Here is an 18,623-nt window from a genome sequence, read left to right on the forward strand (position 1 = left end):
GTTAAAGTGGGTGGGTTGAATTGGATATGAAGGTTGCATAATGCCTGCGGAAAAAGCAAAAATTACCGTTATTTTAGCCAATTTAGGAACGCCCGATGCACCAACTGCTCCAGCAGTGAGACGGTTTCTGAAGCAGTTCCTTTCGGACCAACGCGTGATTGAGATTCCCAAGCCGTTGTGGCAAATCATTTTGCGTTTGTTTATTTTGCCGTTTCGACCAAAACGGGTAGCACATGCCTATGCCAGTGTATGGTCAAAAGATTCTCCGATGCGTGAGATTTTATTGGCGCAGGTCGAGCAGATTCGACAAGCCTTATCTGAACACTATCCCGAATTTGAATTGAATGTGGTGCCTGCCATGACCTATGGTCAGCCAGGATTATCTAGTGTGCTTGCCAGCCTAGAAAAAACGCCCCAAGACCATCTGATTCTGCTGCCGTTATTCCCGCAATATTCAGCCACATCAACGGCACCGTTATACGATCTTTTGGCACAGTGGATGCAGAAGCAACGTAACTTGCCGGGGATTTCAATTGTGCGGGATTACTATCAGCACCCTTTGTATATTCAGTCTTTAGCGCAAAGTGTTCAAGATTATTGGGCAGTGCATGGACAGGCGGAAAAACTGTTGATGTCCTTTCATGGTATTCCGCAGCCTTATGCCGATAAGGGTGATCCTTATGCTGATCGTTGTCGTATTACCGCGCAATTATTGGCTCAAGCGCTGAATTTAAGTGAGGGTCAATGGGCGATTAGTTTCCAGTCACGGTTTGGTAAACAGGAATGGGTCAAACCTTACACAGATCAATTGCTACAAGAGTGGGCTGAACAGGGGGTAAAGTCGGTACAGATTATGAGTCCGGCCTTTTCTGCCGATTGTCTGGAAACTTTAGAAGAATTGGCGATTGAAAATGCCGAGTTATTCTTGTCGCAGGGCGGTGAACAGTACGCCTATATTCCGGCATTGAATACGCGGGAAGATCATCTAAAATTGCTGTTCAGTTTATTGCAAGCTAATCTTGATGGCTTACGTCAAACATTAGCCTATTCTTAAGTGAGACCTGCGACGATGCTTCAAGTAAAAATTGTACCAGTAACTGCTTTTGCACAGAATTGTTCCATTGTCTGGGATTCTGAAAGTAAAGAAGCGGTTTTAATTGATGCAGGTGGTGAACCTGAAAAATTGCAGGCAGAAGTAGAGGCATTAGGGTTAAAAGTTAAAGCCTTATGGCTGACGCATGGACATTTAGACCATGCTGGAGCGGTCGGTGCCTTGAGTCGGATCTGGAATGTCCCTGTGGTTGGACCGCATAAAGAAGACCAATTCTGGCTAGATATGCTGCAAGACGTTTCGGCACGTTACGGTTTTCCGATTCCAGAAAAGGTCGAAGTGACCCAATGGTTGGAAGGTGGGGAAACGTTACAGCTTGGTCAGCAAAGTTTCGAAGTTCGTTTTGCACCGGGGCATACTCCAGGGCATGTAATGTTCTATAATGCGGAAAATGCCTTGTTGTGGACAGGCGATGTTTTGTTTAAAGGCTCGATAGGTCGAACAGATTTTCCACGCGGTAATCATCAACAGTTGATTGATTCAATCAAGCGTGAATGTTTTAGCTTACCCGATGAAACGCAATTTATTTCCGGTCATGGGCCGCTCAGCACGATTGGCTTTGAAAAACAGCACAATCCATTTGTCGCGGGTAAAGCAGGTTAGTCTTCATAGTCATCTTCGTGACGTTTCGTACCTGCTTGAGGTGCATCTTGTGTAGGCAATTTATATTCGTCATTGGCCCATGCTCCTAAATCAATCAATTTGCAGCGTTCCGAGCAGAATGGTCGATGAGGATTCCCTTCCCAAGTAGAAGGTTCGCCACAACGTGGGCAAGCAAAGGTCTTGGGCATGATTGGCTCCTGTGAATCGGTTGCAAGATTTGGTCAAAACTTTGCACAGTGTTAGACTGGCGCAGATTTTCTTAAGTTTGATCTGATTATGCCGATTCGTCAATTTCAAGCACAGCACATGCATGCCCCTCGTGATTTTATCATGATTGATTCAGACCCGATTTGTGTGGAAATTGGTGCAGGCAAAGGCAAACATGCCTTGCTCTTTACGCGTGAACATCCTGAATGCAAATTAATTGCTGTCGAGCGTACGCGTGAAAAGTTCTTAGCCATGCAAAAGCAGCATCAATTAGAAGGGCAGCCGAATTTAACCCCTATTCATGCGGATGCTTTACCCTGGGTTGTGCATGCTTTAGCACCTGCTCAGGTCCAGCAGTTTTTCATCCTCTATCCAAATCCAGAACCGCATAATCCCGCACAGCGCTGGTTAAATATGCCGTTTTTCGAGTTTCTACTGTCTCGTTTACAGGTGGGTGGGCAAATTACATTGGCCAGCAATATTCCAGAATACATAGCGGAAGCGGAGCAGCAGTTACAACAGGTCTGGAAGTTACCCTATGTCAAAGAAGTGGTTGCTTCCGACTCAGCCCGAACGCATTTTGAAATTAAATATTTAGAGCGTGGAGAATTGTGTCAGCAATTATTGATTCAAAAGCCTGAACATTACACCACGCGCTTTGATGATTTTCAGCCTTTGGCCGGTGTGAATATGCCGAAACAAGCTGCGACCCACCCGCAAAGTGATTCATAAGCCATGAGCAAGCGAATCGCTATTATTGGTGCAGGGCCAGCGGGTTTGATGGCCGCAGAAGTCCTGAGTCAATTCAAGTACGATATTCATGTCTATGAGCAAAAGCCTTCTGCTGCCCGTAAGTTTTTAATGGCAGGCAAGACGGGGTTAAATATTTCCCATGCAGAGCCATTAGAACAATTTATTCAGCGCTATGATCAAGCAGATTGGCTAGCACCATGGATTCGCCGTTGGGATGCCAGCTGGATTCAAAATTGGATGCAGGGCTTGGGCATTGAATCTTATGTGGGGTCATCCGGACGTATTTTCCCTGTTGAAATGAAAGCTGCACCGTTGTTAAGAGCTTGGTTAAAGCGTTTAGGCGCTCAGGGCGTGCAATTTCATTATCGGCACAGTTGCACAGGGATTCAGTTGAATCGCTTGCAGATCAAAGATTTGCTACAGCAACGTGAATTGAGTGAATGCTTTGATGCGATTGTCCTGGCATGTGGTGCCATCTCTTGGCCAGAACTGGGCAGTGATGGTCAGTGGCAAAATTGGTTAGCAGCAGACCAATTAAATCCATTTCAAGCCAGCAATGCTGGGGTGGAGCGCCTATGGTCGAGCTTTATGCAGCCCGTGTTTGGGCAACCCTTAAAACGGGTCGAGGCTTGGGTCAATCCGGCGGAAAAGAGTCAGGGCGATATCGTGATCACGCATTATGGCTTGGAGAGTGGACTCATCTATAAGCTGGGGAGAGCCTTAAGACAGCAGTCTGTCATGCAATTGCAGCTGGATTTGTTACCTGAACTGAGCCATGCCCAATTGCTGCAAAAACTGCAGCCAAGCAAAAAACAGTCCTTAAGTAATCTCTGGCGTAAAGCAGGCTTAGATTCGGCCAAAGCCAGTTTAGTGCGTGAGTTGGTGCCGAAAGCAGACTGGCATGACCCTGAAAAATTGACACAGCAGATTAAGCAGTTGCAGATTCCCTTAACAGGCTTTCGCCCGATTGAAGAAGCGATTAGTTGTGCCGGTGGGGTCAAACGTGACGCGCTAAATGCACAATTGCAACTTCAACAGCAACCGCAGATTTTTTGTTGTGGTGAAATGCTGGACTGGGATGCACCTACAGGGGGTTATTTGCTCACAGCGTGTTTTGCGACGGGACGTGCAGCAGGTGAAGGGGTACACGAATATCTGTCGCAGCATTGAAAAACAGGTGTCCTGCCTGAGTTAGACATGTTAGTTTTAAAGCTCTTTCATGCACAGGGCTGAACTGATGTCACAACACAATTATGCGGGAAGCTGTTTATGTGGAGCCATTCGTTACGAAGTTCGCGGTGAAATTGGTGATGTGGTGCAATGCCATTGCCAACGCTGTCGTAAAGCCAATGGGACTGCGTTTGCTGCCAATGCGCCAATTAAAAAGTCAGATTTTCAGGTGCTACAGGGTGAGCAATTTTTAAAATCTTATCAGTCGACTGCCACGACTCAGCGCTGTTTTTGCAGTGAGTGTGGTTCACCGATTATGAGCATTAAAACGGATACACCAGATTATTACCGTTTAAGAATTGGTACCCTAGATACCCCTTTGCAGCAAAAACCGACCATGCATATTTTTGTGGATTCAAAGGCCGAGTGGGACAGCATTTGTGATGCGTTACCACAGTATAGTGAACGCCCTTAAGCGTTTAGGAGATCACGCTGAAAGACAAGCGGGTTAACCTCGCTTGTCTTTTTTTAAATCATGATGACGTCATCTGCGTCGAGCATTTACGATTTGGGTTGTTCCGCAGGTGCGTATTGCGCTTCCCAATGATCCAGTTGTTCTTGTGCATGCAGGAATTCTCCCAGCCCTTTAATATTATCTGGGGTTGAGTTTGGAAGATTCTGCGCAGGTTTACTGCTGTTGTTCAAAAGTTTGGCTTGGTTTTCCCAGTACTGTGCCATCAGCCCTTGAATATAGCGCCCTTGCTCGGTTTTTAAATCCAGATCTTTGAGCATGGTCAGTGCCGATTGGATATTGTCCTGTTTGCGGCTACGGGCAAATTCATCGCTAAGACTGCCATTGTCGCGCATTTTGATTAATTCATCTTCCATTTCATCGCTCATATCACTGAAGCGACGGTCAAAATCCCGTAACAGGCTAATGTCATGTTGATCATTGGCCGTTTGCGGAAACTCTTGGATTGGGGAAGAACTTAATTCTTGCATCATACGATCTTCAGAAGGATCTGGAGCATCTGCTTCATTATTTTTACTGCATGCGGTAAACAATAACGAGCTGAATAATAAGGGGAGTAAATATGCTTTCATTTGGCTCATTTTGAATTGTCCTAAAGTGAAATCTATGTTGTTTTCTTAAAATTATAGGCATAGGTGACATAAGGAAAAGCAATTTCATCTTGCACAGACTTTCCTGTATAGCTGGCCACAATCTGCTCAAACTGAGTTTTTAATTGCTGTTGTTGGGCTTGAGGTAAAGCGGCAATAAAACTGGTCGAAAGTAAACGCCCCGAGACCACATCTTCTACCCGCCCCGTATGCCAATGCCGATAGGTTTTAACCTGATCGAGTTGGAATAAAAATTGTTGCTCAAATACCTGTTTCCATGTGCCATGATGAAAGCGTGGCGTATCGCCTTCGAGGGGTTCGAGCAGATCTGCCAATGCTTTCACCCAATCCACCTCAATATCACGCTGATTCCAGACCAAGCCCAGTTGTCCATTCGGTTTTAAGATTTGATGGATTTCGTTGAGGCTTTCAATCGTGGCAAACCAGTGAAAAGATTGCGCACAGAGCACCGCATCGATACTTTCAGCGGCCAAGGGAAGTTGCTCGCTGCTGGCTTGTAAGGTCGGAATATCCGGATAGCGTTGTTGCAATTGCGCTAACATTTCTGCAATCGGTTCCACCGCCACAATGTGGGAGGTGACTTGCTGCAAATAAGGAATAAATTTTCCAGTACCTGAACCGAGGTCAATCACGTGAGACTGTGCACTGAGGTGGAGCTGTTCATGTAGCCAAGTCACGATCTGTTGCGGATAACTTGGACGAACCTGTTGATAAAGTTCGGCGCCAGAACTAAAGCCTTGTTGTGCGGCAGGATGAAGTGATTGTGTCATATTTTGCGCTTTTTTATCTGCTGTGCATCTATAAAATAACATAGTCCTTGTAGATGAATGTAAGCAAGCTTTAACAGGACTTGTTTTTCTAATACATACATCTGCAGACGCATACGTTAAAATGCTGCAACGGTGTGATGCCGTAGATTTATAAAGTTGTTGATTGTGATGAAGATGACAGTCAAGACGTTCTCCTACATAGACAGCATGATAAGCAGCTGCACTATGAATTTTATTGATACCAAAAATTAGGGCCGATTTGTTTCGGTGTGGACATGGATAAACACATTATTTTTGAAGATGAACAAATTCGCGCTATTTTTTTAAAAGGTTCGTCAGACGAGTTGGTTTTTTCTTTTGGTGATTTAATTACCCGTGCCAAAGGGCTTTCGATTAACGCTGAAAAGTCACTGGCAAAATTCGATTTTAATGTTATTGGCATTATGCCTAAGGAAAAGTCGTGGTTTCCTGCCGAGTCCATGCATAACCTCTTACAAGCGATTGAGAGCCTGATTGCCCCATTTCAAAAGCGCATTGGTTATGGCGGTTCCATGGGGGGCTATGCCGCGATTAAGTATTCAAAGTTATTGGGCTTGAAACGTGTGGTGTCTTTGGTGCCACAATATTCGATTGACCCAGAGGTGGTAGAAGACAGTCGCTATAACATGTTCTACCATGCAGAATTGAATGCCAATATGCAGGTGCAACCGCAAGATATTGCCACGGACTGTGAATATATTGTGGTCTATGACCCATATTGCGAGGAAGACCGCGCGCACTATGTGCTGCTGGAGCAGGTCATTCCTGAAATCAAAACCTTGAATTTGCCATTTACTGGGCATGATGCGATTGCCGTGTTGGCCAGTTCCGAGCTGTTAAATGACTTTTTAACCCGTGAATTTGATAGCGTGTATTTCTATCAAAAAATTCGTCAGGTAAAAAAAGGCAGCAAGTTTTATTATCGTAAAGTGATTGAAACTCTGTTGCCACATCATCGTCGTTCACTGGGGAAAATTCTTAGAAACAATGACATGCAGTTGGACAGCCAGTTTTTTGATGCCAAATTAAAACAAAGCATTATTCGTCAGTTACTCAGCAACCGTCAGGTCAGTGAGCAGGATTTATTAAAGCTCGGGATTCAGGTGAATTTGCCGCAGGAAAATAACAGTCAGTTATTGGATAGCTTTGGGCATGGCTTGGTGTTTAACGTGATTAGCCAGAAAATTGAAAGCTATGCACAAAATGCCATTAACCTGAATCATAAATTCCTGATTCCAATTTTTGCCAAAGGCACAGGCTTGGTTCAAATCAGCCTGAATGATGAACGCTATGTGATTGCCATGAATGACCGTCATGTCATGAAGCTGTTTAAAGAGCAGGATGAACTTTCAGCGGGCATGCATCCCTTGGTTTTGAAAAAATATAGTGATCATTACTTATTGAGTTATAAGCAGTTTAATTTGAGTAGTGATGAATATGGCGGTAACGACTTTGTCGAAGATACGCCTGACACTGCCAAGTTTATGACGCAGCCTGAAGACGAGTCGTAATTGGATGAAACTTCTTGAATTCTGAAGGCTTGATTTTTCAGTAAATTGGATTAAGATCAAAAGAGTGGATAAAAATTATCCACTCTTTTTTCATTTCTCATTCAAGGTTTGGCTGTATGAATAGGCTATTTATACCTGCTGTGCTTGTATCGACGACACTAATTCTGAGTTTCATCTATCTGTTTTTTCAAGCGTTTAATCTGGCAGCGATTATGCTGGCCAGTGGCTTGCAGCTGGTTTTGATTCTGGCGATTTATGTGTATCAACAAATTCGCGTTTCCGTGCATGAGTGTATAAAAGAATCCACAAAATAGTGGATTTTTCTTTTTATTCCAGCACACTTGCACCTGAATCGGCTTTGGCTTTTAATAAAGTCCCTACAGGGCATTGCCAATAAATCGAGGAGGGCAGGATGAACGCGGTATTTTTGGATGTAGCATCTTTAGATCAACAGGATTTAGATTTAACCGCCTTAACAGCCGTGTTTAGCGAACTCCAGTGTTATGCTGCCACAAGCCCAGAACAGGTGCTGACACGAGTGCAGAATGCTGAGGTTATCATTACCAATAAAGTGCAGATTAGTGCACAGATCATGCAGCAATGCCCACAATTAAAACTCATCCTGATTTCTGCGACAGGCACCAACAATGTGGATTTGCACCAAGCCCAAGCACAAGGCATTGTGGTGTGTAACTGTCAGGGTTATGGTACGTCTGCCGTAGCACAGCATACACTGGCTTTAATGCTGGCATTGGCCACTTCACTATTAAAATATGATGCAGCAGTGAAGCAGGGGCAATGGAACACATCATCACAGTTTTGTCTGCTGGATTTTCCAATTGTGGAACTGGCGGGTAAAACCTTGGGCATTGTCGGTTATGGCGAGTTAGGGCAGGCGGTGGCCAAGTTGGCACAGGCTTTTGATATGCGGGTGTTAATTGCAGGTTTGGCGGATCGTCCACAGCGTGAAGGTCGCTTGCCTTTGGCTGAATTATTACCTCAGGTCGATTTTCTCAGCCTACATTGTCCACTGACCGATTCCACCCGTGATTTAATCAGTACTGCCGAATTCGCGGCGATGAAACCGAGTGCTTTTTTAATCAATTGCGCGCGTGGGGGCATTGTCGATGAAGCCGCTTTGGCGCAGGCTTTGCGTACAGGGCAAATTGCAGGTGCGGCAACCGATGTATTGAGCGTAGAGCCACCGAAAGATGGCAATATCTTGCTGGCAGCCGATATCCCGAATTTAATTATTACCCCACATAGTGCTTGGGGAAGTGTTGATGCTCGGCAACGTATTGTGCAGCAAATGCTGGAAAATACCTTAGCATATCAACAAGGTCAGCCGATTCGTCGGGTGGCTTAAGCCTCCAAAAGCGTTGTATTTAGTGCAACGCTTTTTCCTCAGTCGCGAAAACCCTTAGTTATTTTGAGGGGGAGCACTTAAAGGATGTGATTCAATTGGGGCAGGCGGGCTATTCGGATCCCCTAAAACGTTGGCTTTGGCTTCATGCCATTTTCTATTGACACTGGCCGCGGCTTTTTGCGAGTTTTCTTTGGCAATTTCAGCTTGCTCTTCACTATAGGCTTTGGTGCCTTGCCATGTTTCTGCGACTTTAGGTCGGACTTTGGCAATACCATCCATGGTGGTACGGTCTACGGCATTGGCAGCATCTTGAGCTGTATCCAAGGTTTTTTGCCCCAAGACTTCAAAAATATTCGGGTTGTCGCCATAGTCATTTTTCTTGCTGCTTTCTGCGGCATGCGCAGATAACATCATGGCGGCAATGACCGCGCTGGATAACAATGCTGTTTTTACAAAGTGCATCAACATATTCCTCTATTGCTCGACATCTATTTAGGCAAAAGCACATCAGGCAAATGTGCTTTTAATAGTGTGACACGACTGAATGGATACATCATATTCTGCTGTATCCATGCATCCGTCAAGATTTTTCAGTGCGCTGTAGCGCACAGCTTGAGTTAAAAATGTGGCCATGAAAACGGATTAAACTAATTATTTTGGTTATGGATTGAGCCTTGACCCGTCACGCCAATCTGGGTTTTGCTAATCGGTGTCTGTACGCCCACTTGTGCGTTGACATCTGCCTGCGCCGGGGTGGTCAATGCTGTTTTGGTTTTGTCCCAAGTTCGTTCAGTAGTTGCTTTGCCTTGTTTGATTTTTTGCCCCACATATTGCTGACTACGTTTGGCTTGGTCTGCGCTGGAGTCTTTGGCTTTATGTAGGGTTTGACGCGCATTTTGTGTCTGTGCGGCACTGAATTGTTTGGTGTTGTGCCATGCAGCTTTACTGGCAGATTTACTCTGTTCAGCACCTTTTTCAAGGCCTTGTCCAGCCCGTTCCGATGCTGTGCTTAAGCCCTGTCCGACTTGGCTAGATGTATGTTGAATGCCCTGTCCGACATTTTCTGTTGCTGTGCTTAAACCATGTCCCACTTTTTGGGTAGAACTTTTTACACCTTCATGAATATTGTGGAGTACGCCGTGAGTAGAGCCTTGCACCTCGGTAGTGGCATTGGCTTGAGCATGGATGGCGGTATTGGCAAAGACCGAAGCTGAAGCCAAAAATGCGGTACTCATTAATGCGGTTTTCATCATGTTCATGTTGGATCTTCCTCTGTGACTTCACCCCATGTCATGGGAGTGCTGAATGTGAGCCATCATAAACAGATCAATCGGTGTTTTTTCGATTTGAGATGAAACCTCTACAGTTTAGTCGTGTAGTTTAACAATACCCACGCAATTGTAGCGATAGCCGAGAAATGGGGCTTGTTCCTGTATAGACGCTGTGATGTTGATGCATTTCGGCATGGTGTTTGTAACAACAGGGGAGAAGATTAAACAGGGGGAGAGAGTTGAAGATGCCGCGCTTTGGCTAGACTTTGCGTGACATGGACGCAAAGTCTAGGCTGAAGCTTAGTTACATTGTGCAACGGCTTCTTTGGCAAAGTTTTTGCGTAACTTGATAAAGTTTTGTTGGACTTCGGCATTATTGAGGTCGAAATTATGAGCTTGGCTGGTGCCATCTTTGGCAAAGGTTGCTGTGCCGCCAGTAATGAGGGTATTGCCTCTAAATGACCATTGTTCAATGACTTTGTTGCCGTCTAAATTCCCCGTAAATTCAATGACGCACTTGTCGACAAATTTGGTCAGTTTTGCTTTGTTATCTGTGGTGTTTGGATAGACATCTAAGTTTTGAACTTCTTGCAGTACACCTGTTTCCAGTTGTGGAATTTTAGGAGATGAGGTACATGCTGTAAGTGCTGTGCAAGTTAAGCCCGTAAGTAAAAGTGTTTTTAATTTCATATAACGTTCTTTCTTGTTGAGTGTTGTTAGCTTGAGTATAGGGAATTGTGAAAAGGAAGACCATAGTATTCTGCTTTTGGAATTTTGGGCTTAGCTTTCTATACTCTAATATTGATATTAAAGCTATTTCTAAGAGCAGATTGGAAGTTTGATTTTAGATAATATTAATGAAATCATAGCTTTCTATAACTTTATCAAATGTTGGGTGAGTGCTAATATTTTTAATTACTTTTAATGTTACAAACTGGTTGATACGTAACTTTTCTATTTCAGATAAAACTGATTTTTCTAATCTTATTCGATAGATTTTTTTATCCTCATTTACAAGAGTAATTTTTCCTGATCTATCAAGATTTTGTATTATCCCAGAAATCTCGCATTCAACTGGTTCTTGAATTACTAGCTCATTTAAAAAGTTTAAAGCTTTATCAATTTTATTAGTGTTGCCCATCCAATAATGTTTTTGATTTTGATGTGAATCCCAATTAATTTCAAAGTCTAAATTATTGCTTTTCAAAGCTGAAAGCATAGATTTAATGCTAGCAATACCTTTGTTACCCATAATTGAGAAGATTTCTTGATTTATCTCAGGATTATCTAAGGATTGAAAAAATGAGAACCAATGGGAAAGGGTATTTTGCGACAAACTCCATCCAAATAAGTCTGGCTGAATTTCTAAACTGATGATGAATTTTGTTGAACCTGAAACAATATTTGCTAAACGTAGATCTAAGTCAGATTGGTTAACAAAGTCAGCATGTTTTTTAGGAGTTCTTACTTTTGTAGAAAGTGTAATTAGGCTCTCAGCTAAACCTTTTGACAAAGTTGCATGTAGCATCAAAGGTAGAGAGCCATTGTGAGCTTTGTCACCTATGAAGCGAACTTCTAGAATTTCTTTTTCTCTACGGAGTTGTAGATCGCGGAGCTGCTTTCTGAGGTTATTTAGATGTTCCTTAAAGGAGTTAAACGAAGCTATTTTGAAGCGATCATTTTTATCTAAGGTCTGACTATCCTTATTCAAAATCTCTTCAGCTAAATGTATTTGTTCTTCAAGAGTAGAGATGTTCATGAGAGTTTACTCGAAGTTGAATGAAACCTTTAGCTTCAGATAGTTGATTGTAACTGAAAAGACTACGCCAATAGTGATAGCGATCTACTTCGCTCATAGTGTTAAAAAACAAGTCACACCCATATCGGGCGCGAATTGTATTACGATTTTCTAGAAATGAAAGTAACTCATTATATTTTTCGGATAAAAGTTTATTCAGGTCTCCTTCATTGAGAAATAAAACAATATCAATATCACTAGGATGAGGTTTCTTTGAACAAAATGATCCGTCTAACCAGATTATCATCTCAACTTGATAAGCCTCTAATTCCTGAATTAAGGCTCTTAGGCGATTGCATAAATTAGCTCGTGTTCTTTTATCTTGAAATGGATTGAGAACTGTTTTTTCCAAATTTTCCAAAGATATCTTATGAATACCAGGATCTAGTAAACACGGATAAATTACCTTACCTTCAGATAATCGTTGGGGGTCTTTCTCTATGTTTTCTGTAAAATTATTGTCTATCATATGGATGTTTTTTGTTATCATTTTGATTTTATATCATAAATATTAAATTCTAAGAATAAAAAAAACCCGCTCAAAAGCGGGTTTCTTTATTTCAATTATTCAACTTAGTGCTGCAACACTGAAATATCTGCAACACTTGTAAACAAGCCACGTAACTGAGCCAGTAAACGTAAACGGTTAGCTTTCAATTCAGCATCATCCGCCATCACCATTACGCCATCAAAGAAGGCATCAATTGGCGCACGAAGGGCAGCGAGTTTAGAAAGCGCTTCGGTATAGTCTTTCGCAGCCAATAATGGTTCAACCACTGGAGTAATGGCTTGAAGTTCTGCGAATAATGCTTTTTCAGCATCTTCAACCAACTTCGCTTCAACCACAGCACCCTCAGGTGTCGCTTCTTTGGCAAGAATGTTGGCAACACGTTTGTTTGCCGCAGCCAAAGCAGCCGCTTCCGCCAAGTTACGGAAGTGATTTACCGCATTTACACGCTTGTCAAAATCAAGCGGTGATTTTGGTGACAAGGCTTGAACTGCTTGAATTACATCAACAGCGACACCTTGGTCTTCGTATTTCGCACGGTAACGACCTTCTAAGAATGCCACTGCATCTGTCAAAGTCTTGTCGTGATCTTTTACCACATCGCCATAAGTTGCTAAAGCCAACTGAATGAGTTCTTCAATTGAAACGTCTAAGTTGTTTTCAGTCACTAAACGCAAAATACCAATTGCAGAACGACGTAATGCAAACGGGTCTTTCGAACCAGTCGGCGCTTGACCAATACCAAAAATACCGGTGAGCGTGTCTAAACGGTCTGCAAGGGCAATGGTGGTACCTGTCTTAGTTTGCGGTAATACATCACCCGCAAATTTAGGAAGATATTGCTCGCCTAAGGCTTCAGCCACTTCATCATTTTCGCCTTCAAGACGTGCATAGTAAGTGCCCGCAATACCTTGAAGTTCAGGGAATTCACCCACAAGCTCAGAAGTTAAATCGCATTTAGCCAGCAGTGCTGCTTTTTCAGCATCAGCCACATTGGCACCAGTAATTGGCGCAAGGGCAACAGCCAATTTGGAAATACGAGTAGATTTGTCCCAAAGCGTACCCAACTGTGCTTGGAACACCATATTCGCCAGTTTTTCTTTACGAGATGCAAGCGGTTGCTTCTGGTCTTGCAAGAAGAAGAATTCAGCATCTGACAAACGTGGACGTACAACTTTCTCGTTCCCTTCAATAATTTGCGTTGGGTCTTTCGACTCAATGTTAGAAACGGTAATGAAGTAAGGTTGGAGCTTGTTGTCTGCATTGACCAAACAGAAATACTTTTGGTTGTCCTGCATGGTGGTGATCAAAGCTTCTTGAGGAACCGCAAGGAAGCGTTCTTCAAAGTTGGCACGCAATGCTACAGGCCATTCCACCAAAGCAGTGACTTCATCACGAAGATCCGTAGGCACAATCGCAATCGCATTCACTTCATCCGCCAAGGCTTTCACTTGCTGGTCGATGATGGCTTGACGCTCTTCAAAATTCGCTACAACTTTTGCTGCACGAAGTGCATCTAAGTAAGCATCTGCATTGGCAAGGGTAATCGCTTCAGGCGCATGGAAACGGTGACCATAAGTCACGTTACCTGCTTTGTGATCTTGAATCGTCGCTTCAACTACATCGTTGTCTTTCAACAACACAACCCATTTTACAGGACGCACGAATTCAGTACGGCTTGCCGCAGAACGCATACGTTTTGCAATTGGAAGGTTATCTAACGCTGTTTGTAAAATTTGTGGCAAGAGTGCTTCAAGGCTTTGACCTTTCACATCTTTCAAGAAGCAGACTTTTTCAACTTTACCCGCTTGGAAAGTCGATACTTGATCTGCAGTAATGCCTTGACCACGCATAAAGCCTTCTAGCGCTTTGGTTGGTTTGCCTTCTGCATCATAAGCCGCTTGTACCGCAGGACCATCAAAACGTTTTTGCGTGTCGGCTTGAGCCGCATCGACATTCACAATTTTGAGGGCTAAACGACGTGGGGCAGCATAGGCTTCAATGGCATCGAACGCCAAGCCCGCATCTTTTAAGCCTTTTTCAGTTTCAGCTTTTAAAGCATCACGTAAAGTTTTCAGGCTTTTGGGTGGAAGTTCTTCACAGCCAAGTTCGAATAAAACAGTATGTTTAGACATTATTTGCTCTCCGCTGCTTTTTCTGCTTGGGCTGCTTCGCTTTCAGCCTGTGCTTTAAGTTGTGCAAGCACTTCGTCACGTAAGTGTGGCTCTGCCATTGGGAAGCCGAGTTCCGCCCGCGCTGCCACATAGCTTTGTGCAATCGCACGCGCCAAAGTACGCACACGTAAAATATAACGTTGACGTTCAGTTACTGAAATCGCGCCACGTGCATCGAGTAAGTTAAAGGTATGCGACGCTTTAACCACTTGCTCATACGCAGGAAGAGACAATTTCGCTTCGATTAAACGGTTGGCTTCGCCTTCGTAGAAATCGAACAATTCAAAGAGTTTGTCGACAGGAGCGTATTCGAAGTTATAGGTCGATTGTTCAACTTCATTTTGATGGAAAACATCGCCATAAGTTACTGTACCGAATTGACCTTTGGTCCAAACCAAGTCGTAAACCGAGTCCACACCTTGCAGGTACATGGCTAAACGCTCAAGACCGTAAGTGATTTCACCCGTTACTGGGTAGCATTCAACACCACCGACTTGCTGGAAGTAAGTGAACTGAGTCACTTCCATACCGTTTAACCAAACTTCCCAACCTAAGCCCCAAGCCCCCAATGTTGGAGATTCCCAGTTGTCTTCGACAAAGCGAATGTCATGAACCAAAGGATCAATTCCAATCGCTTTTAAAGAGTCGAGGTAAAGCTGTTGAATGTTGTCTGGGTTTGGCTTAAGCACTACTTGGAATTGGTAGTAGTGCTGTAAACGGTTCGGGTTTTCCCCATAACGACCGTCTTTTGGACGACGTGAAGGTTGTACATAAGCCGCGTTCCACGTTTCTGGTCCTAATGCACGAAGGAAGGTTGCAGTGTGGAATGTTCCTGCTCCCATTTCCATATCGTAAGGTTGTAAAACCACACAACCTTGTTCAGCCCAGTAGTTTTGTAAGGCAAGAATTAAGCCTTGAAATGTATCAATATGCGATATGGCGCGACTCATGGTGCATCCATTAAAAATTAGAGAAAAATTGCCCCTAAGTATAAGGATTTTGCAGGGGAGTGGCAAAGGGTTCAGCTTGAATCATCAATTTAAAATTTATCGATTCATTTATGATTATTTGTGCAGTATAAGCTTGAGTGAAGCCTACAAATCCGCTTTTGATGCTGCGATCGTTGCTAATTTAAGATTCATTTTCGGGTTTGGGAGAGGAACTCGGATTTTGTTATAGTGGCGATAATTCATAACAACAAACCTCATCTAGCATGCTGAAATCCTCTTTATCACTCTTCTTGCTGACTTTGGCTTTAACGGAGCCGTTGCATGCTCAACAGCCTACAGAAGCACCCGATCCTTATAATGAATGTGTTGAGCAAACCATTCAAGAACAACAGCTTGCCAGTATCAATAATAGCGTGGTGCAGATTTGTTCCGACCAAGCTAAGCAAGGTTATGAAAAGCACATTGTGGTCTTACTCGATCAAATTCGTGTGCAAAGTAATGAGTGGCAACAGCCTGAGCGTTATCAAGCGATCTTAAAATCACAGCGTTTGTGGAAAGCGTATGTCGATCAAGAGTGTGATAATGCTGGACTATATATTGGTTCACCGATGTATGCCTATTGTCCAATGCAGCTGTATGCAGATCGTGTCATGCAATTACAGCATTATGTTGATTGATTTAGACGAACGGAACCAGCAGAAGTATGGATTGCTATAAAATGTAAAACTAATACATCTTATTGCTGAGTCCACGTATAATTTTGCAGCGTGCTTTAAAGAGATCAAGGATTCCCGTGTTTCAGACTAATCTTGAATGGATGAATAGCTTAAAACCAAATTTTAAAGTGTTACCCCTCAAGGAGCGTTTACTCTGTGGTGTTGGCGCGCTATTGGGTTTGGCATTGTCATCCTTGATCAGTTGGTGGATGCTGGGCGGCATCAATGCCTGGTACATCGCTCCAATGGGTGCTTCATCTGTACTGTTGTTTGCAGTACCTGCCAGTCCTTTGGCACAGCCATGGAATATGATTATTGGCAATACTTTGGCGGGTTTTATTGGGGTGACGTGTGCGCTGTATTTGCCGAATTTAACCGAAGCCTTCAGTATTGCAGTGGCACTGTCTATTTTTCTGATGATGACGACGGATTCTTTGCATCCACCGAGTGGGGCTGTGGCCATTACCGCAGTTTTGGGTGGTGATAATGTGCATGCCATGGGTTATCAGTTTATTGCCTATCCGGTGTTATTAAATTCCCTGTTGTTATTGCTTATCGCGGTTGGGTTTAACCGTATGCTCGGGCGCGCATATCCGCAAAGTGCGCAGCTAAATCCACGTTCAAGCGATCCGACGCCCACACAAAAAGTCACGATTCAGCCGCAAGATATTCACAATGTGCTGGAACACCAGCCACAGCTGTTAGATATCAGTGAATATGATTTACAGAACATTATTTTAAAAGCCCAGCAAATTGCCAATGCCCGCGCTGTGAATGAGCTGACCTGTCAGGATTTAATGTCTAAAGATATTTTAATGTTGAATGAACAGGATGACATTCATTTGGCTTTAGATAAATTTAAGCAAATTAACTTGATGAGCTTGCCCGTGGTCAATGAAGCGCGACAATTGGTGGGAACACTGGCGCTGTATGATGTGGTGGAATGGTTTAAACGAGCGGCCGATCCCAAAGCCAGTTGGGAACATCAGGTGAAGCAGATTATGAATAGACAAGTGGTCACGGTACAGCCCAATCAGCCCATTCAGGATTTGGTGCCGTATTTTGTGGAACGGTCTTTTAATTACATTCCCGTGGTGGAGCAGCAGCAATTGGTCGGTATGATTAGTCGTGCGGATATGATTGCCGCATTGAACCAGCAGCTGATTCAATTGCGAAATCAAAAATCACCGGCATAAATAAAAAAAGCTACGACTCTTTGGGGAAAAAGCCGTAGCGACCAAAACGGTAGGTCAAATGAGGTTCTTTCAAACTTACAGTGGCGGGTGTTGCTCGTTCACTGTACGTATGGATTGACGATACTTTTGTGCATCGGCATCTTCACGTTTTGGAATAACCAGCCATAAAATCAAATACACTAAAATGCCCGGAAAGGCGGCACTCATGACGGAAACCAAAAAGAAGATAATTCTAAATAAGTTTGCGTTCCAACCAAAGCGTTCAGCAATACCGCCCATCACACCCGCAATCATATTTTGGCGGTTTGAACGATATAAACCAACATTGGCCATTCAGGTCTCCTTAGAATTTAGTTTGGGATTTGTGCTATCCCCATAAAATATAAATGGTGATGTACTTCAATTTTTAAACAGCGTAGAGCACGAAAATGGTTAAGTTATGTAAACAAGGATTTGAACCTTGAACGAGACTACTTAAAATGTGATCAAATTTACGATTGTATTTATTTTTGCTAAATAAATACAATTACTTGCAATGTTATTGCTGTTATTAAGGATGATGAGGCAATTACATTTTTACCCTTTGGGTGAGTGGTCAGATTCAGTGCGGGTTGTATATTCAAGTGAAGAAATGGAAAAGTCTTAAACTTAGTCCGAAGTTGGCATGGCAAATATTGGCAGGATGCTGTACAGGCTTTTTGCTTTTGGGCTGTAGTCAGTCCACAGTCCCCACTCAGGAGCACACTGATCAAGAGGATCTACAGGCTGCGGCCTCTGCTGTGAGCCCGCCGCAGACGGGAAAAAGCCTGACGGAGCTGGCAGGGCAGGCCAGTATGCCGAATGACGCAGCATCAACCGTGCAAGAGCGTGCTGAGCATAAAAACGAAAATCCCTATGTTGGGCGTTATCATGTGCAGATTTCTTGTGATGATGATTTTGTGCAATGCTCTCAAGGCGCTGCTGAATATATTCTGACTTTGGCTGCGGATGGTTCCGCATTCCGAAGTATTGTTTACAGCGGTAAGTTATTTAGCGAAAAGCATGCAGAAAACAGCAACATTCAGACTTACCGACGTGATACTTGGTCAGTGAATGCAGATGGTTCGGAATTGATCGTGCATTTAGAAGAAGGGGCAGAATTTTATTATGATGTTGATGAGCAGCACAATTTGACCTTAGATCTGGAGCGGACTTTAGATCGGGCACATGCCAGAAACCAGAATTTTTTTGACTCGGGTTATCCCATGCCATCACAGGCTTATCATTTAATTAAAGATTAATAATAAAACCGCAATTCTTTTAATTGGTTGCTCGATTTTTACAATGAGTTGCACAGG

The 18,623-nt window shown here is 43.4% G+C and carries 21 protein-coding genes; 10 read left to right on the forward strand and 11 right to left on the reverse strand.

Annotated elements, in window-relative coordinates; all coding sequences use genetic code 11:
• Window positions 1–40: 40 nt before the first annotated feature.
• A complete protein-coding gene (hemH, locus tag ACX17N_RS10765) occupies window positions 41–1,054 on the forward strand; it encodes a ferrochelatase (RefSeq protein WP_458892571.1) in 1,014 nt (337 codons plus the stop codon).
• A gap of 15 nt (window positions 1,055–1,069) precedes the next feature.
• Entirely contained in the window at window positions 1,070–1,714 is a 645-nt protein-coding gene (locus ACX17N_RS10770) for an MBL fold metallo-hydrolase (RefSeq protein WP_458892572.1), read from the forward strand.
• On the opposite strand, the gene ACX17N_RS10775 is transcribed toward ACX17N_RS10770, so the two are convergent.
• Window positions 1,711–1,902: a DNA gyrase inhibitor YacG gene (locus ACX17N_RS10775; RefSeq protein ID WP_458892573.1), complete on the reverse strand. Its 192-nt coding sequence runs from the start codon at window positions 1,900–1,902 to the stop codon at window positions 1,711–1,713. The two genes, ACX17N_RS10770 and ACX17N_RS10775, sit on opposite strands and share 4 nt — an antisense overlap.
• An 82-nt stretch (window positions 1,903–1,984) precedes the next feature.
• Between ACX17N_RS10775 and ACX17N_RS10780 the strand changes: the two genes are divergently transcribed.
• The 3 genes from ACX17N_RS10780 (at window position 1,985) to ACX17N_RS10790 (ending at window position 4,319) form a co-directional block, all read left to right on the forward strand.
• Window positions 1,985–2,653, forward strand: coding sequence for a class I SAM-dependent methyltransferase (locus ACX17N_RS10780; protein WP_458892686.1), 669 nt, complete (start codon window positions 1,985–1,987; stop codon window positions 2,651–2,653).
• A 3-nt stretch (window positions 2,654–2,656) separates the two neighbouring features.
• Window positions 2,657–3,844, forward strand: coding sequence for a TIGR03862 family flavoprotein (locus tag ACX17N_RS10785; protein WP_458892574.1), 1,188 nt, complete (start codon window positions 2,657–2,659; stop codon window positions 3,842–3,844).
• Between the two features lie 67 nt (window positions 3,845–3,911).
• On the forward strand, window positions 3,912–4,319 hold the full coding sequence (locus ACX17N_RS10790; RefSeq protein WP_458892575.1) for a GFA family protein: 408 nt from the start codon (window positions 3,912–3,914) through the stop codon (window positions 4,317–4,319).
• Window positions 4,320–4,405: 86 nt separating this feature from the next.
• On the opposite strand, the gene ACX17N_RS10795 is transcribed toward ACX17N_RS10790, so the two are convergent.
• Together ACX17N_RS10795 and ACX17N_RS10800 are read right to left on the reverse strand one after the other, a co-directional pair.
• Window positions 4,406–4,957 (reverse strand): hypothetical protein, encoded by a 552-nt coding sequence (locus ACX17N_RS10795; RefSeq protein ID WP_458892576.1) that lies wholly within the window; start codon window positions 4,955–4,957, stop codon window positions 4,406–4,408.
• 23 nt (window positions 4,958–4,980) lie between these two features.
• Complete coding sequence (locus tag ACX17N_RS10800) at window positions 4,981–5,757, reverse strand: class I SAM-dependent methyltransferase (protein WP_458892577.1); 777 nt, start codon at window positions 5,755–5,757, stop codon at window positions 4,981–4,983.
• Window positions 5,758–6,032: 275 nt separating this feature from the next.
• Here ACX17N_RS10800 and ACX17N_RS10805 point away from each other — a divergent pair, with 275 nt between their 5' ends.
• Both ACX17N_RS10805 and ACX17N_RS10810 read left to right on the forward strand, forming a co-directional pair.
• Window positions 6,033–7,307, forward strand: a complete 1,275-nt coding sequence (locus ACX17N_RS10805; protein ID WP_458892578.1) for a hypothetical protein — start codon at window positions 6,033–6,035, stop codon at window positions 7,305–7,307.
• A gap of 412 nt (window positions 7,308–7,719) precedes the next feature.
• A complete protein-coding gene (locus ACX17N_RS10810; protein ID WP_458892579.1) occupies window positions 7,720–8,673 on the forward strand; it encodes a 2-hydroxyacid dehydrogenase in 954 nt (317 codons plus the stop codon).
• A 54-nt stretch (window positions 8,674–8,727) separates the two neighbouring features.
• Here ACX17N_RS10810 and ACX17N_RS10815 read toward each other — a convergent pair whose 3' ends face one another.
• The 7 genes from ACX17N_RS10815 to glyQ form a co-directional block, all read right to left on the reverse strand.
• Complete coding sequence (locus ACX17N_RS10815; RefSeq protein WP_458892580.1) at window positions 8,728–9,135, reverse strand: hypothetical protein; 408 nt, start codon at window positions 9,133–9,135, stop codon at window positions 8,728–8,730.
• A 185-nt stretch (window positions 9,136–9,320) separates the two neighbouring features.
• Window positions 9,321–9,932, reverse strand: coding sequence for a hypothetical protein (locus ACX17N_RS10820; protein WP_458892581.1), 612 nt, complete (start codon window positions 9,930–9,932; stop codon window positions 9,321–9,323).
• A 312-nt stretch (window positions 9,933–10,244) separates the two neighbouring features.
• The gene (locus tag ACX17N_RS10825; protein ID WP_458892582.1) at window positions 10,245–10,634 is read right to left on the reverse strand and encodes a hypothetical protein; all 390 of its coding nucleotides are present in this window, start codon (window positions 10,632–10,634) and stop codon (window positions 10,245–10,247) included.
• Between the two features lie 154 nt (window positions 10,635–10,788).
• Window positions 10,789–11,703, reverse strand: a complete 915-nt coding sequence (locus tag ACX17N_RS10830; protein WP_458892583.1) for a hypothetical protein — start codon at window positions 11,701–11,703, stop codon at window positions 10,789–10,791.
• Complete coding sequence (locus ACX17N_RS10835; RefSeq protein ID WP_228258634.1) at window positions 11,684–12,232, reverse strand: DUF6932 family protein; 549 nt, start codon at window positions 12,230–12,232, stop codon at window positions 11,684–11,686. Before ACX17N_RS10835 ends, ACX17N_RS10830 begins: the two co-directional genes overlap by 20 nt.
• 83 nt (window positions 12,233–12,315) lie before the next feature.
• Window positions 12,316–14,385 carry a glycine--tRNA ligase subunit beta gene (gene glyS / locus ACX17N_RS10840; protein ID WP_458892584.1) on the reverse strand — a complete coding sequence of 690 codons (2,070 nt, stop codon included), beginning with the start codon at window positions 14,383–14,385 and terminating at the stop codon, window positions 12,316–12,318.
• A complete protein-coding gene (gene glyQ, locus ACX17N_RS10845) occupies window positions 14,385–15,374 on the reverse strand; it encodes a glycine--tRNA ligase subunit alpha (RefSeq protein ID WP_458892585.1) in 990 nt (329 codons plus the stop codon). The genes glyS and glyQ overlap by 1 nt, the downstream gene beginning before the upstream one ends.
• Window positions 15,375–15,637: 263 nt before the next feature.
• Between glyQ and ACX17N_RS10850 the strand changes: the two genes are divergently transcribed.
• Together ACX17N_RS10850 and ACX17N_RS10855 are read left to right on the forward strand one after the other, a co-directional pair.
• Window positions 15,638–16,051: a lysozyme inhibitor LprI family protein gene (locus ACX17N_RS10850; RefSeq protein ID WP_458892586.1), complete on the forward strand. Its 414-nt coding sequence runs from the start codon at window positions 15,638–15,640 to the stop codon at window positions 16,049–16,051.
• Window positions 16,052–16,167: 116 nt separating this feature from the next.
• Window positions 16,168–17,286 carry an HPP family protein gene (locus tag ACX17N_RS10855; protein WP_458892587.1) on the forward strand — a complete coding sequence of 373 codons (1,119 nt, stop codon included), beginning with the start codon at window positions 16,168–16,170 and terminating at the stop codon, window positions 17,284–17,286.
• Between the two features lie 75 nt (window positions 17,287–17,361).
• Here ACX17N_RS10855 and ACX17N_RS10860 read toward each other — a convergent pair whose 3' ends face one another.
• The gene (locus tag ACX17N_RS10860) at window positions 17,362–17,619 is read right to left on the reverse strand and encodes a PspC domain-containing protein (RefSeq protein WP_458892588.1); all 258 of its coding nucleotides are present in this window, start codon (window positions 17,617–17,619) and stop codon (window positions 17,362–17,364) included.
• 290 nt (window positions 17,620–17,909) lie between these two features.
• On the opposite strand from ACX17N_RS10860, the gene ACX17N_RS10865 reads away from it, so the two are divergent.
• Window positions 17,910–18,566 carry a hypothetical protein gene (locus tag ACX17N_RS10865; RefSeq protein ID WP_458892589.1) on the forward strand — a complete coding sequence of 219 codons (657 nt, stop codon included), beginning with the start codon at window positions 17,910–17,912 and terminating at the stop codon, window positions 18,564–18,566.
• Window positions 18,567–18,623: the final 57 nt, after the last annotated feature.

The organism is Acinetobacter sp. GXMZU3951 (genome assembly GCF_054457875.1).

Bases quoted from the DNA above. Each gene is read 5' to 3' on its own strand.
- ACX17N_RS10805 (WP_458892578.1), top strand. From the start codon at position 6,033: ATGGATAAACACATTATTTTTGAAGATGAACAAATTCGCGCTATTTTT.
- ACX17N_RS10800 (WP_458892577.1), bottom strand. From the start codon at position 5,757: ATGACACAATCACTTCATCCTGCCGCACAACAAGGCTTTAGTTCTGGC.
- ACX17N_RS10775 (WP_458892573.1), bottom strand. From the start codon at position 1,902: ATGCCCAAGACCTTTGCTTGCCCACGTTGTGGCGAACCTTCTACTTGG.
- ACX17N_RS10825 (WP_458892582.1), bottom strand. From the start codon at position 10,634: ATGAAATTAAAAACACTTTTACTTACGGGCTTAACTTGCACAGCACTT.
- ACX17N_RS10770 (WP_458892572.1), top strand. From the start codon at position 1,070: ATGCTTCAAGTAAAAATTGTACCAGTAACTGCTTTTGCACAGAATTGT.
- ACX17N_RS10785 (WP_458892574.1), top strand. From the start codon at position 2,657: ATGAGCAAGCGAATCGCTATTATTGGTGCAGGGCCAGCGGGTTTGATG.
- glyS (WP_458892584.1), bottom strand. From the start codon at position 14,385: ATGTCTAAACATACTGTTTTATTCGAACTTGGCTGTGAAGAACTTCCA.
- glyQ (WP_458892585.1), bottom strand. From the start codon at position 15,374: ATGAGTCGCGCCATATCGCATATTGATACATTTCAAGGCTTAATTCTT.
- ACX17N_RS10860 (WP_458892588.1), bottom strand. From the start codon at position 17,619: ATGGCCAATGTTGGTTTATATCGTTCAAACCGCCAAAATATGATTGCG.
- ACX17N_RS10810 (WP_458892579.1), top strand. From the start codon at position 7,720: ATGAACGCGGTATTTTTGGATGTAGCATCTTTAGATCAACAGGATTTA.
- ACX17N_RS10835 (WP_228258634.1), bottom strand. From the start codon at position 12,232: ATGATAACAAAAAACATCCATATGATAGACAATAATTTTACAGAAAAC.
- ACX17N_RS10830 (WP_458892583.1), bottom strand. From the start codon at position 11,703: ATGAACATCTCTACTCTTGAAGAACAAATACATTTAGCTGAAGAGATT.
- ACX17N_RS10815 (WP_458892580.1), bottom strand. From the start codon at position 9,135: ATGCACTTTGTAAAAACAGCATTGTTATCCAGCGCGGTCATTGCCGCC.
- ACX17N_RS10795 (WP_458892576.1), bottom strand. From the start codon at position 4,957: ATGAGCCAAATGAAAGCATATTTACTCCCCTTATTATTCAGCTCGTTA.
- ACX17N_RS10820 (WP_458892581.1), bottom strand. From the start codon at position 9,932: ATGAACATGATGAAAACCGCATTAATGAGTACCGCATTTTTGGCTTCA.
- hemH (WP_458892571.1), top strand. From the start codon at position 41: ATGCCTGCGGAAAAAGCAAAAATTACCGTTATTTTAGCCAATTTAGGA.
- ACX17N_RS10850 (WP_458892586.1), top strand. From the start codon at position 15,638: ATGCTGAAATCCTCTTTATCACTCTTCTTGCTGACTTTGGCTTTAACG.
- ACX17N_RS10790 (WP_458892575.1), top strand. From the start codon at position 3,912: ATGTCACAACACAATTATGCGGGAAGCTGTTTATGTGGAGCCATTCGT.